Raw genomic sequence first — 304 nt, 5'->3', positions numbered from 1 at the left:
GCTCATCCCCGAGAGGAGCGCGGTCGAGTTCCTGACCGCCGCCAAGACGAAGCGCGAGCTCTCGGTCGAGGACCTGCGCGACGCGTTCGCGGTGAGCTACGAGACCGCGGCGCACCGCTTCACGAACCTCGCGACCGAGCACCTCGGCATCCCGGTGCACTTCCTCAAGGTGCACGAGTCGGGCGCGATCTCGAAGGCCTACGAGAACGACGGCGCCCTGTTCCCGACGGATGCGCTCGGTGCGGTCGAGGGCCAGGTGGTGTGCCGGTACTGGTCGGCGCGGCAGGTGTTCGACGTCGAGGAC

General features: G+C 69.1%; 1 pseudogene. It reads left to right on the top strand.

What is annotated here, in order from left to right:
- Window positions 1–304 (top strand): annotated as a pseudogene (locus FJ658_RS15715) (XRE family transcriptional regulator); the annotation flags it as partial.

It is taken from the genome of Schumannella sp. 10F1B-5-1 (assembly GCF_006517535.1).
GTDB lineage: Bacteria > Actinomycetota > Actinomycetes > Actinomycetales > Microbacteriaceae > Schumannella.
The sequence above is the reverse complement of the archived record's forward strand: the minus strand, read 5'-3'. Positions and strand labels throughout refer to the sequence as shown.